Origin of the sequence: Tenacibaculum sp. TC6 (assembly GCF_050606265.1) — a bacterium.
In the GTDB taxonomy this organism is placed as follows: domain Bacteria; phylum Bacteroidota; class Bacteroidia; order Flavobacteriales; family Flavobacteriaceae; genus Polaribacter.
The window spans coordinates 318938-331645 of the sequence record NZ_JBOCUK010000001.1; the positions used below are offsets into that span (position 1 = coordinate 318938).

Here is a 12708-nt window from a genome sequence, read left to right on the forward strand (position 1 = left end):
TTTATACACTTCTATAAATAAAAAAACCGTTGAAAATCAACGGTTTTAATGCTTATACATTATAAAATTATCTTCTGCTATAGTTAGGTGCTTCTTTAGTAATAGCAACATCATGCGGATGACTTTCATTGATACCTGAAGCTGTAATTCGAACAAACTTACCTGTATTTTTCAAGGTTTCTACATCTTTAGCTCCACAATACCCCATTCCGGCACGTAACCCTCCGATGAACTGATGAATACTTTCTACTAACTCACCTTTATAAGGAACTCTACCTACAATTCCTTCCGGAACTAACTTCTTAATGTCATCTTCAACATCTTGGAAATAACGGTCTTTAGATCCTTGTTTCATAGCTTCTACAGACCCCATTCCTCTATATGACTTAAATTTTCTTCCTTCATAAATAATGGTTTCACCCGGTGATTCTTTAGTTCCGGCTAATAACGAACCTAACATTACACAATCTGCTCCGGCTGCTACTGCTTTAGGAATATCTCCTGTGTAACGAATTCCTCCATCTGCAATCACCGGTACTCCGGAACCTTTAATGGCCGCAGCAACTTCTAATACTGCTGAAAATTGTGGAAAACCTACTCCGGCAACTACACGTGTAGTACAAATAGATCCCGGTCCTATTCCTACTTTTACAGCATCAGCTCCGGCTTCTACTAAATATTTAGCAGCTTCAGGAGTGGCAATATTTCCAACTACAACATCTAACTCAGGAAATCTTTCTTTTACTTTTTTAAGAACAGTTACTACCCCTTTAGTATGTCCGTGAGCCGTATCAATAATTACCGCGTCTACTCCTGCATTTACAAGGGCTTCAGCTCTTTCAACAACATCACCGGTAACCCCTAATGCTGCTGCCACACGTAATCTACCGTACTTATCTTTATTAGCAATAGGTTTTAAGGTTAATTTAGTAATATCTCTAAACGTAATAAGCCCTACCAATTTATCATCTTTATTGATTACCGGTAGTTTTTCAATTTTATTTTCTTGTAAAATAACTTCTGCGTCTTTTAAAGAAGTTCCTTCTGCTACAGTGATTAAGTTTTCTGAAGTCATCACTTCAACAATAGGACGCTCATTATTTTTTTCAAAACGTAAATCTCTGTTAGTTACAATTCCCATTAGCTTATCATTCTCATCTACTACAGGAATCCCACCTATTTTATGATCACGCATAGCTATTTTTGCATCGTATACTATAGCAGTAAGTGGTAATGTAATAGGATCTATTATCATTCCGCTTTCTGCTCTTTTTACTTTTCTCACCTCTTGAGCTTGCTCTTCAATTGTCATGTTTTTATGCAAAACACCAATACCTCCTTCTCTTGCAATAGCTATCGCCATATCCGATTCAGTAACAGTATCCATTGCCGCAGACACAATAGGAATGTTGATTGTAATATTTCTGGTAAATTTTGTTTGAATATTTACTTCTCTGGGAAGTACTTCCGAATATGCAGGAACTAGTAAAACATCATCATATGTTAAGCCTTCTCCTACAAATTTTGATTGGTGAGCATTCATATATGTAATCAATTTACTCTTAGGCAGAGTGTTTAGTTGTTAAAAATTAATTACGTGCAAATATAGCATAATTATTTGTATTATGAACTTTAAGTTTAAGTTAAGGTTAAGCCATACTACTTAGTTAAAATAAATCTAAATAAAAATTGCATCTTTTGTAAAAAGTAGTTTCATTTGCATTTTAATTAAATTAAATCTAAATAAAAATGAATAAAACATTTGCCCTATCCTTATTAGCTACCCTAATGTTGATAAGCTGTTCAGATGATGAGGTAAGTAACACCCCTACTAACGAACTTGAAGTAGCTAAAAGTAAATTTGTTAATAACTACGTTGCTATAGTTGAAGCTAGTTATAATGATGCTTTAAGCAAATCTGAAGAGTTAAAAACCGCTGTAAATGCTTTTGTTGCCGCACCTGATGCTGCAAAGTTAGAAGAAGCTAAGAAAGCTTGGTTGGCTGCCCGTGAGCCTTATGGTCAAACAGAAGCTTTTCGCTTTTATAACGGTCCTATAGATGGTGATAATGGCGAACCGGAAGGCTATATTAATGCTTGGCCTTTAGACGAAGCTTTAATTGATTATGTGGCTACCGGTACCGGAGGACAACAAACTTCTGATGACCGACAAAATATAGTGAACAACACTGCTAAATATCCTACGCTTACTAAAGAAGTACTACGAAATATTTCAGGATATAACGATAACGAATCAAATGTTACCATGGGATATCATGCGATAGAGTTTTTATTATGGGGACAAGATAATACCGCTCCTTCAGAAAAAAAAGCAGGTCAAAGAGCTTATACAGATTATACTACTGCGGCAAATGCTGATAGAAGAAAGCAATATTTACAACTGGCTACTGAAATTTTAGTGGAAGATTTAGCTTCTGTTGCTAATCAATGGAAATCAGGTGCTACCTATCGAAAAGAATTTCTTGCTTTAGCCAGCAATGAGGCTATTGATAAAATTTTAACCGGTGCTGCCAAACTAAGTAAAGGAGAATTAGCCGGAGAAAGAATGACTGTAGCTGTAAAAAATCAAAATCAGGAAGATGAACATTCTTGTTTTTCTGACAACACGCATAGAGATATTTACTTAAATGCACAGTCTATCAATAACATTATTAACGGAACGTATAAAAAAGTAGATGGTTCTACTATCTCTGGTACTTCGTTATTAGATGTTTTAGCTTTAGTAAGTACCTCTGAAAGTGCTACTTTAAAAAGTACTTCCGGTACAGTTATGACTAAAGTTAGTGTTATTTCAAACGCACAGTTTTTCGATTATCAAATACTGGGTGAAACTATTGATAATACACAAAAACCTATTATGTCTGCAGTATCATCACTGGAAAAACAAGGTGACGAATTAGCACAAGCCGGAAAGTCGATAACCGGAAAAAATATAGATCCGTCTGTATAAAAATTTTATGTAACAATAATTTAAGCCAAACCAAAACTTTATTGTTTTTTGGTTTGGTTTTTCAGTACTAAAAACTAACAAATTGAATAAGATATTTTTTTGTTTTACGCTTGTCTTTTTTCTTGTTGCCTGTAATAAAAAAGAAGAATACATTCCTATTTATCATTATGAAGAAGGTGAAGAGTTATCTGCAGGAAAATTAACCACTACTATTTTAGGTGCTAATGCTTTTGATCAACAAGTTCCTAATTTATCAACAGCACACAGCCGATTGTTTTTTGTTGGAAATTCTTTATTCCGTCAAAATTGGGTAAGTGCTCCTGCTTCAACAACAGCAAGAGATGGTTTGGGACCTACATTTAATGCGCGTTCATGTAGTGCCTGTCATAACCGAGACGGAAGAGGAAAACCTTTAGAAGAAGGTCAGGAATTTTCTAACGGCTTTTTAATGAGAATCAGCACGCAAGGTGTTGGCATACATGGTGGCCCAAATCCGGTGCCTGAATATGGAGATCAAATACAAGAACACGCCAACTTAGGTATTCCTTATGAAGCTAAAGTTACGGTACGATTTGAAACGTTTACCGGTACTTTTGCTGACGGAGAGTCTTACGAACTTCGTAAACCTATTTATACCATACAAGATGAGCAATTTGGTTCTTTACAAGGAGTTTTAACTTCTCCAAGAGTTGGGCAACAAGTAATAGGACTTGGTCTTATTGATGCTATAAGCAACGAAGATTTATTAGCTAATGAGGACGAAACCGATAAGAATAACGATGGAATTTCAGGAAGAGCAAATTATGTTTGGAATGTAGTAACACAACAAACCGAGTTAGGAAGGTTTGGATGGAAAGCCAATCAACCTAATTTAAAACAGCAGGTAGCAGGAGCTTTTAGCGGTGATATGGGTCTTACAACCTCTTTATTTCCAAATCAAAACTGCCCTTCACCACAACAAGATTGTCAAAACTCTGTAAATGGGGGTACTCCTGAGGTAACCGATGAATCTCTTAATGATATTATGATTTATTCTACGTCATTATCAGTACCTATCCGAAGAAACTATAAAGAGGAAAATGTATTAAAAGGTAAGCAATTGTTTAACGATTTAAAATGTGCCAGCTGCCATATAGAAACTTTTACCACTTCTACTACTTATCCTTTTAATCCTACCCTGCAAAATATTACTGTTAGGCCTTATTCTGACTTTTTACTTCATGACATGGGTGAGGACTTGGCAGATAACAGACCTGATTTTAAAGCTACCGGTAAAGAATGGAGAACTCAACCTTTATGGGGTATTGGTTTAATACACGAAGTAAACGGACATACTTTTTTATTACATGATGGTAGAGCCAGAACGGTAGAAGAAGCGATTTTATGGCATGGTGGTGAAGCTGAAAAAAGTAAAGAAGCTTACAAACAACTTAAAAAAGAAGAAAGAACAGCTGTTTTAGCATTTATAAACTCATTATAAGAATATGAAAAAAATAATTACGTCTATTACGGCTGCCTTGCTTTTGGCAGCTTGTAGTAATCATACAGATACTGAACCTCCGTACGATGTTAAACAACTTCGTTCAGATGTAATTAATACTCTTGAAAAAAATACGACTCAGGCTTTTTCTGAAAGTATAAATGACCTACATAGTACCATAGTTCAACTATCTAGTTCAGTTACCAAGAAAAATTTAGACTTGGTAAAAACAGCGTGGAAAACCGCTGCAAAAAATTACTCTTCAATTGAAGTGTTTAATTTTGGTGAGATTAAAAGCACTAATATTCAGACTGCTTTTTACAGTTGGGGAGCTAATGAAACGGCTATTGAAGATTATATTAGTTCTAGCAATAGTATTACAGAGGAGGCTATTAATAATTTACCTACAAATAGCAGAGGCTTAAGTGCTATAGAATATTTAGTATTTGAAAGTACTGAGGAAGCTACTCTACAAAGCTTTACCAACCCGAGAAGAGTTGATTATTTAGTGTCTCTTGCTAAAAACCTGGTTTCTAAAGCAGCTACCTATACTTCACTATGGGAAAATTACAGAAACTCTTTTATTGAAAATGAGGCAACCGGAGTAAACGGAAGTATTAACCAAGTAGTTAATCAATTATACGCTTTGCTAGAGGATGTTAAAAGCTTTAAAATTGGGCAACCTGCAGCCATTGAAAAAATAGTGACAGCTGATGCTTCCTTATTACAAGCGGAAAAAAGTAGCTATTCATTAGTGCTTATCCAAAAGAATATAAAAAGTATTGAGCATCTATATTTTGGGTTGGATAATGGATTGGATGATTATATCTTCTCAATAACCAAAAACAATGAATTGAATCAGGAAATACGAAAAGAAATAAAGGCTATTAAAGAACGTATTAGTGATTTTAAAATAGTTCCTTTAAAAGAAGCTATTTATAACCAAAACGAACAAGTTAAAGACTTGTACAGTCATATACGAAACCTCTTAATTTTAATTAAGGTCGATGTTTCTAATAGTTTATCCGTAACAATTACTGTTACAGACAATGATGGTGATTAAAAACAAAAAACTCGGTTATATAACCGAGTTTTTTGTTTTTCTTATATTTTTTTCTTCTACTAAAACTTAATTTCTAAAGTTACATAGTACGTTCTGGGTGCTGAAGGTATAATACCCGGTCCAGGATATCCGGTAGCTCTTCTGGTAAAATAATGAGTATTTAATACGTTATTAGCTCCGGCTTCTAACTTAAATATTTTGTATTTATACGAGGCTGATATATCTAAAATATCATAGCTAGGAATCATTCCGTTTACTCCGCTTAAACTTGGTTCTTTAGAGTTTGAAGCGTCTGTAAATTGCTCTGATAAATAGGTATATTGAATGCTTGAAGAAAAGTTATCATATCCAAACCTTACACCTGTTTTTAAGTTCAAATCCGGCACAAACTCTACGCGATTATTTTTAACTCCCGGTATTTCAGATCTGGTATATTTAGAGGTAATAAAAGATGCATTTACAAAGTAGTTTAAACTATAATCAGCAGAAAAATCAAACAACTTTTGCAAATTAAAATCAAGCAAACTTTCAACGCCTAAAATTCTGGCATCTCCTACATTTCTTCTTTCTTGAATAACTCTTCCATCCGGTAAGTCTTTTTGTACTAAACCTATTCTTCGGTTATAAAACAGTCCAAAAACCCCCACATCATACGATAGTAATCGGTGTATGTTTCCTCTGGCTCCTAAATCTGCTGTAAAACCTTTCTCATCTCCTAAATCGTCTGCAATTTGAAAGGAAGGATTCACAATGTTTAAATCTGAAAACGTAACCGAACGGTAGTTTTGTGATACATTACCATAAATTTCTAACGACGTATTGGGTTTATAACTAGTACCTAAACCTAATAAAACAAATGATCTAGTATTGTCATCTTTACTGGTTATAGTTTCACTAAAAATAACGTTCCCTGCCCCGTCAAGGTTGATGTTTTTATAAAACCCATCACTCTCCGTCTTAATATATTCAAGTCTAAACCCCGGGGTTATTGATAATTGATCATTTAAATAGAATATATTTTCACCAAAAACCGCCATATTTAAGTTCGGGTTTTTATAGTTTGATTGATTAGTATAGTTAGGGTATTGTGATAATGCCGATGAAAAATTAGCATCACTCCCGTTAGTTCCGGGTCCTTGAATAGATGTGTTATTAGCTTTATAAAACTTACCGCCTAGTAAGAACGTTGCTTTTTTTCCAAACAAATTATACGTGCTTAATACTCTTGCTTCAAAACCAAAATTTTTAAAATCGCCTGTAATTAAGTCTCTTTCTTCTCCTGAATCTTCCTGACTTACTCTATTGGTTCTAAACCCTAAAGCTTTACGCTTAGCATCTAATCCAAAAAAGTTAAATGTAAAATTTGTGTTTTCAGAAAAACGATGTGAAAACTTTACATTGTATAATAACCAGTCAATCTCAAACCAGTTTCGGGCACGATTACTTTGGTACGGATTTTCATAAAACATAGCGTCTGTTAATCCTCCTGCCTGTTGTGCTAAATAGTTTAAATACGTTAGCTCTGCTTCTATTTTAGTTTCTGATGAAAATTCATAACCTACATGAAAAAAAGCATTTTTGGACTCAAATTCAGAGTTGGGTCTAAAACCATCTCCTCTTTTATAATTGTAATAGCCCAAATAACTCCACTTATTTTTGGTACCACTTACGCTTGTAAAATTAGTAAACAGGGCATTGCTGCCTACCGTATTTCTTGTTACAATTTCTAATGTTTTATTAGGATTTGGCTTTTTTAATACAAAATTTACCAATCCTCCAAATTGGGTTCCGTATTGTAAAGAAGCGGCTCCTCTTACGATTTGAATTTCATCAATAGCTTCTGCCGGTGGTGAGTAATAACTTTCCGGATACCCTAAAACATCTGCACTAATATCATACCCGTTTTGTCTTGTATTAAAGTTTGATGTTCTGTTTGGATCTAATCCTCTTCCTCCGATATTTAACTGTAAGCCGGCATCATCATTTTCAAAAATATTTAACCCAACTACCTGACTGTATATTTGACGGGCATTGTTAGAGGCTAAATTAGCTGTTGCTTGATTAACCAACACTACTTCTGTTTTTTTACCAGCATAAATAGCTGTTTGCTCAACATCTTTTAATCGGGCTAATTCAAAAACTTTTTTCTTTTGTGATTGAATAACAATTTCTGTTAATTCTTCTGTGAATGAATGCAGTACTACGTTTAATTTATTTTCTCCTTCTTGTAACGTAATCTTCTTTTCCTGTAGTTGAAAATTATCTACATAAAATAACAGATTGATTTCTTTTTTAGCGGTAGTAAAAGAATATTTTCCTTCTGCATTAGTTTGCGTTAGTAATCCACCCGTATTATCGTAAATTTCTACTTTATTTAATGCTTTTTTATTTTCAGAAGTAATACTACCCGATACTTTATATTGTGAAAATACTGAAGTAGTTAGTATTAGTAAAAGCAAACAAAGTCTATAGCTTTTTATTTTCATTGTGTAAGAATTATATCAACTTAATATTTAGAGGGTTTATATAAAAAAACTGTCTGCAGGAACAGACAGTTTATGATTTTGTTTTATAGAAGCCTAATCTCCGTCAGCATCTACATAATCTACATTAACATTAAAGGCTTGCAGCATGCTTACTTTTAATAAAACAACTACTTTTTGAAGTTCATCGTAAGCTTTCGTCATTTTAGCATTATCTGTTTGTATTTGCTGATAAAAGTTGGCATCTAAACCTTCTAATTCTGTTGTAGCTGTGGCTAATTGATTGTTAATTTTTACGGCTAAATCACTTTTATTTAACGCTTCTAAATAAGCTTTAAAACCAGTACCTGTAGCTCCGGTGCCATAATGAGTACCGTTAAACAAATTTTTCATAGACTTTAGTGCTTCTAAAGTCAACTCTTTTGAAATTGTTTTCTTATAAAAAGCTTCTACTTTTTCAGGTAAAACACTACCCCCAGAAAAGTTACCCGCAGGAATTCCTATTTTTTCTGCTCTTAATCTTCTTTCATAAAAATAAATGTAGTCATTCACAAATTTGTTGAATGAACTTGTAGCTGTATTTCCGGTACTTTTTACAAATGCATCTCTATAACCACTTTCCCAGTTGTTAATAATTTGTTTAGTTACCTCATTCATTTTAGCTACAACCTCTGAAACATACTTTTTATAACCTGCCGCATTTGCATTGGTGGTATATTTTTCCAATATTTCTGTTTCGTTATTTCCTACACCGTAAAACAAATAATCTAAAGCCGGAAATCCTTGCGCATCATGATTATTCGGATGATTTAAATCGTAAGTACCGTTTGTAATATTAGCTTCAACATCTGCTGAGGTTAAAGGGTAAATATTAAAAAAGTTAGTAAACTCCAACTCTTCTGCTTTACCTATATTGAACATTGCTACCTGTTGCCAAGCTTTGTAAGCTTCATTCCATGCAGTTCTTGCTTCATTTAAAGTTGCCGTTTCCGGTGTATTGGTAAACCCGATTGTTTTTTCTTTTAAAACTGTTAGTTTATTTTCAAAGTTTTTAAATGCCGGAATTAATATATTATCTGCTACGTTAACTAATATTTTACTTCTATCAAAGTTATCATCAGTTGTGTTACCGGATGTGTCAGAATTTGAACTACAAGCACCTACTAATACCGTTAACATCAGTATAAACAAAGTTCTTTTCATTTTTTTGTTATTTCTATTTATTCTAAATAAATTTTTGCAAATATAAAAAAAGTAGCCGAAAATCAGCTACTTTTTGGTGTGTTTTAAAATCAACAAATCGTTTTATTTTACTTGGTTAACAGTAAATCCGAATGCTGTTGCTATCTTCGTTGAAATATTGTCTAAATCCGCTTCTTTCACATCCCAAAAACCATTACCATTCTCTAATGTATCTAAGAATCCTTTAATATCTGTTGTTGATAAATACGGTGTTCCTTGTGGGTTTTGTGAAAAACGTAAAGAATAAATAAATCCGTATCCTTCAGATAAACTATGGAACATTGATGCTTTATCTGCAGAAGTAACTAAATCTTTACCTTTTTGTATATAAAATACACCTCTAATGGCAATAACTTTTGATATTGCTTCTTTTATAATAGCTATTTGTTTATCTCTTAATTGATAGTCTTTTGCTACAATAGCTGCTCTACCTAATTTAAACGCTTCAAAAATATCTTTTGCAATACCTTTAAAATCTGCATCTTCATCTACTTTAAGTACATATTCGCTTAAAAAAGGATCAACATCAAGAGTTGGTGATGCAGGGTCAGCTTCATTTCCATATAAATACCCGTATGCTTCATCCCATTTGTGCTCCATTTCAGTATAGTTTTTACCATCGCTTAAAACATCCGCATCATTATTTTTTCTATTGATGTTATTCACTCCGTCTAAAACTGTTGTGCTTAAATAATTATTTAGCATTTGATCCATCATTAAAGCTCCGATTAACGATTTTGCTAATGCTTGGTTATATTCTAATCCTTTAGCATTTACATAACGAGTAGTTCCTCCTCCGGCTTGCTGAATTTTTCCGGCTGTTCCGGCTACAGCATCTACATTCCAGTTTGGAAATACTTCGCTTACTTGCTTTGCTATATAACCATCTAACGTAGCTTTAATTTCATTAGCTTCTGTTGAGTTTTGATTAAAATAGTCATACGATGCAGCAACTTTACTACGAACATTTTTATCAGATCCGTCTAAAATAGGATCGTTAAAATAAGTATGAGTAGTTAATTTTCTTGCAAACATAGAATCTAACTCAACTTCTGTTTTTGAGTTGTCTTTCATAGCTGTAATTAACTTTTCAGCCATTTTAATTCTAATCGTTTGTCCGGTAAAACTTACTGTTGAATTACCTCCTCTTTCAAAAGTATAAGTTGCAGGAGCTTCAACCGTTGGTTCCACATTTTCATTATCGTCAGAACATGAAGTGAATAATATTGCTGAAACAGCTAACATGGATAATACAACCCTTTTCATTTTTATTTAGATTTAGTTTTAATAAATTTCATTGCAAATGTAATCAAGTATAATACATTTACAAATTTTATCTGGATTTATTTTAAATAAAGATTACCTTTATATTTATTTCCTCATACATATTACATCCTTATTTGTTTTTACAAGCTGATTTAAAATAGATTACAACTAAAACCATATTTTGTTTAAATACTCAACATCAATATAAAAACCTCTAATTTCATAATTTAAATACTTACACTTAGCTACTATTTTAGTACGCAGAAGGAAAAAATTATGCATTAAAACTCTTATATTAATAGCTTTAAAAACCAAGCTAACTAACTTAAAACTATGGAAACAACTGACAATCAAAAAACTACTACCTCGAATCCTAATGGAATTTCCGGAGAGGTTATTAATGAATTAAGCCAAGAAATTAACAACATGTTATCGTATGCTGTTTATAATGGTATTATAATTAATACAGAAGTAAATGGCTTAATCCAAAACAGTAGTGTAGATGATTTAATAAATGCTCATAATTTATTAGCCAAAAATGTTGCTCCGGCTACGCCAAAATCTATTGAGTATACCAAACAACTAAGAGATGGTGAAAAAGGTAGATCTATATTTAATAAACTACCTTTAGTAAGAAATTTAATCTTACTTGCTGTTATCTTTTTAATTCTTTTTATCATTACCGGTTTGTCACCTAAGGTTAATAATCATTCTTTAAGTGAAGGTATTTTAAATAATAATGGCCTTTCACTACTATTAAATCTAACATTTCTTTCTTCTGTTTCAGGATTAGGGGTTTTGTTTTATTTATTAAAAAAAGTAACTGATTCTATTCAAAATTGCACTTTGGTTGAGGAAGAGTTTATTTCTTATACTGCACAAATTTTACTCGGAATTATTGCAGGGTTAATTATGTCGGAAATTATTTCTTTTTATTCTAGTAATCCACAAGATATTAATTTATTTAGCAAAAGCGTTTTGGCTTTAATTGGAGGTTTTTCTTCTGATGCTATTTTTAGTGTTTTACAAGGAATTATAGACAGAGTTAAATCGTTTTTTACAACGCCAATTATCAAATAATAAAAATATTTTTAGGGGAATGGGTAGGTACAAATAAAACTAACACTTCTATTTACAAGAGTTTTCTCTACGGTTTTAAATAGTATCTACCCTTATTTTTAATAAAATAATACAAAATGAAATTTATAAAACTTTTTTTTCTTTGCATGTTAACAAGTGCTTGTGTAACCATACCAAAATCTACAAATATCCTAACACAGCAAATGGCTGAAGAAACTAACAATATGCATAATTTAAATATTAGCTTAGTTCAACAGCTTTTTAATGAACGAAAACAGCGCTTAAATACATTTATAACCAATAAGTATACGCCTAGTTTAATTGAAAGATATAAAAAGCTACTACCCGATACCATAAATTATAAAAAAGAATTAGGTAATATTATTACAAGTATAATTCCCGTTATTGAAGCAAAAAAAGATTCATTAAATACTATATTGGACAATCAGGAAAAACAAATTATTTCACAATTAAACACTAACTATCAAAAGTTTACAAGAGCTTCAAACTCTCTTCAAAATTTAATAAGTTCTGCTACTAAAGTAAATGACTCGGAAGAAAATATTATTCAATCTGTTGATAATATTACTCACAATAAATTTAATCTAAATGCAATAGAAAATGAATTAGATAGTCTTTTAGGCAAAACTTCTAATATATTTAACAAACTAAAACCTTTTGAAAAATCATTAAAATAAAAAATATGGGTGCAATAGATTGGGATCAAATAGCAAATGAAGCTGCAAAACAAACCGATGCTGAATTTAATTCACAACTTGCTAGTTTAACTAGCTTAAATCTTTCAGATGTTGACGCTTTTATTAAGCAAAGTAACATAACAAATGCTAACGCTATTAAGGTGCTTAAAATAATAGATGATGCAACCATTAGTAACAACAGTAAAGCTTTAGCTATAAATTCTGTTAAAAACGGAATTAATTTTCTAGTTCAATTAGCTACAAAAGTAATATAGTTATACAATCTGATTTATAGAAAAAAAAGGTCACTAATTTATAGTGACCTTTTTTGTGTTATTGTCCCGTCCTAAAATAAGTTGACACAAATTAGACTTATTTTATGAATACGAGTCCACACAAGAAAAAGCGCACACAATGTGATTACAA

At 32.3% G+C, this 12708-nt stretch carries 10 protein-coding genes; 6 read left to right on the forward strand and 4 right to left on the reverse strand.

Going from position 1 to position 12708, the window contains the following annotated elements; all coding sequences use genetic code 11:
- Positions 1-67: 67 nt before the first annotated feature.
- On the reverse strand, positions 68-1543 hold the full coding sequence (gene guaB / locus ACQY1Q_RS01465; RefSeq protein WP_431003500.1) for an IMP dehydrogenase: 1476 nt from the start codon (positions 1541-1543) through the stop codon (positions 68-70).
- Between the two features lie 206 nt (positions 1544-1749).
- Here guaB and ACQY1Q_RS01470 point away from each other — a divergent pair, with 206 nt between their 5' ends.
- From ACQY1Q_RS01470 to ACQY1Q_RS01480, 3 genes are all read left to right on the forward strand, one after another.
- Positions 1750-2970, forward strand: a complete 1221-nt coding sequence (locus tag ACQY1Q_RS01470; RefSeq protein ID WP_431003501.1) for an imelysin family protein — start codon at positions 1750-1752, stop codon at positions 2968-2970.
- 82 nt (positions 2971-3052) lie between these two features.
- The gene (locus ACQY1Q_RS01475; protein WP_431003502.1) at positions 3053-4450 is read left to right on the forward strand and encodes a di-heme oxidoredictase family protein; all 1398 of its coding nucleotides are present in this window, start codon (positions 3053-3055) and stop codon (positions 4448-4450) included.
- Positions 4451-4454: 4 nt separating this feature from the next.
- Positions 4455-5513 (forward strand): imelysin family protein, encoded by a 1059-nt coding sequence (locus ACQY1Q_RS01480; protein ID WP_431003503.1) that lies wholly within the window; start codon positions 4455-4457, stop codon positions 5511-5513.
- Between the two features lie 59 nt (positions 5514-5572).
- On the opposite strand, the gene ACQY1Q_RS01485 is transcribed toward ACQY1Q_RS01480, so the two are convergent.
- The 3 genes from ACQY1Q_RS01485 to ACQY1Q_RS01495 all read right to left on the reverse strand — a co-directional run bounded on the left by ACQY1Q_RS01485 (position 5573) and on the right by ACQY1Q_RS01495 (position 10504).
- Complete coding sequence (locus tag ACQY1Q_RS01485) at positions 5573-7999, reverse strand: TonB-dependent receptor domain-containing protein (RefSeq protein ID WP_431003504.1); 2427 nt, start codon at positions 7997-7999, stop codon at positions 5573-5575.
- A gap of 93 nt (positions 8000-8092) precedes the next feature.
- Positions 8093-9199, reverse strand: a complete 1107-nt coding sequence (locus ACQY1Q_RS01490; RefSeq protein ID WP_431003505.1) for an imelysin family protein — start codon at positions 9197-9199, stop codon at positions 8093-8095.
- A gap of 102 nt (positions 9200-9301) precedes the next feature.
- On the reverse strand, positions 9302-10504 hold the full coding sequence (locus tag ACQY1Q_RS01495) for a DUF4856 domain-containing protein (RefSeq protein ID WP_431003506.1): 1203 nt from the start codon (positions 10502-10504) through the stop codon (positions 9302-9304).
- Positions 10505-10837: 333 nt separating this feature from the next.
- Here ACQY1Q_RS01495 and ACQY1Q_RS01500 point away from each other — a divergent pair, with 333 nt between their 5' ends.
- The 3 genes from ACQY1Q_RS01500 (at position 10838) to ACQY1Q_RS01510 (ending at position 12557) form a co-directional block, all read left to right on the forward strand.
- Complete coding sequence (locus tag ACQY1Q_RS01500) at positions 10838-11584, forward strand: hypothetical protein (protein WP_431003507.1); 747 nt, start codon at positions 10838-10840, stop codon at positions 11582-11584.
- Between the two features lie 116 nt (positions 11585-11700).
- Positions 11701-12282: a hypothetical protein gene (locus ACQY1Q_RS01505; protein WP_431003508.1), complete on the forward strand. Its 582-nt coding sequence runs from the start codon at positions 11701-11703 to the stop codon at positions 12280-12282.
- A 5-nt stretch (positions 12283-12287) separates the two neighbouring features.
- Entirely contained in the window at positions 12288-12557 is a 270-nt protein-coding gene (locus ACQY1Q_RS01510; protein ID WP_431003509.1) for a hypothetical protein, read from the forward strand.
- Positions 12558-12708 lie beyond the last annotated feature (151 nt).

Excerpts from the sequence above, each read along its gene's own strand:
- guaB (WP_431003500.1), bottom strand. The coding sequence starts at position 1,543 with ATGAATGCTCACCAATCAAAATTTGTAGGAGAAGGCTTAACATATGAT.
- ACQY1Q_RS01470 (WP_431003501.1), top strand. The coding sequence starts at position 1,750 with ATGAATAAAACATTTGCCCTATCCTTATTAGCTACCCTAATGTTGATA.
- ACQY1Q_RS01480 (WP_431003503.1), top strand. The coding sequence starts at position 4,455 with ATGAAAAAAATAATTACGTCTATTACGGCTGCCTTGCTTTTGGCAGCT.
- ACQY1Q_RS01485 (WP_431003504.1), bottom strand. The coding sequence starts at position 7,999 with ATGAAAATAAAAAGCTATAGACTTTGTTTGCTTTTACTAATACTAACT.
- ACQY1Q_RS01490 (WP_431003505.1), bottom strand. The coding sequence starts at position 9,199 with ATGAAAAGAACTTTGTTTATACTGATGTTAACGGTATTAGTAGGTGCT.
- ACQY1Q_RS01495 (WP_431003506.1), bottom strand. The coding sequence starts at position 10,504 with ATGAAAAGGGTTGTATTATCCATGTTAGCTGTTTCAGCAATATTATTC.
- ACQY1Q_RS01500 (WP_431003507.1), top strand. The coding sequence starts at position 10,838 with ATGGAAACAACTGACAATCAAAAAACTACTACCTCGAATCCTAATGGA.
- ACQY1Q_RS01505 (WP_431003508.1), top strand. The coding sequence starts at position 11,701 with ATGAAATTTATAAAACTTTTTTTTCTTTGCATGTTAACAAGTGCTTGT.
- ACQY1Q_RS01510 (WP_431003509.1), top strand. The coding sequence starts at position 12,288 with ATGGGTGCAATAGATTGGGATCAAATAGCAAATGAAGCTGCAAAACAA.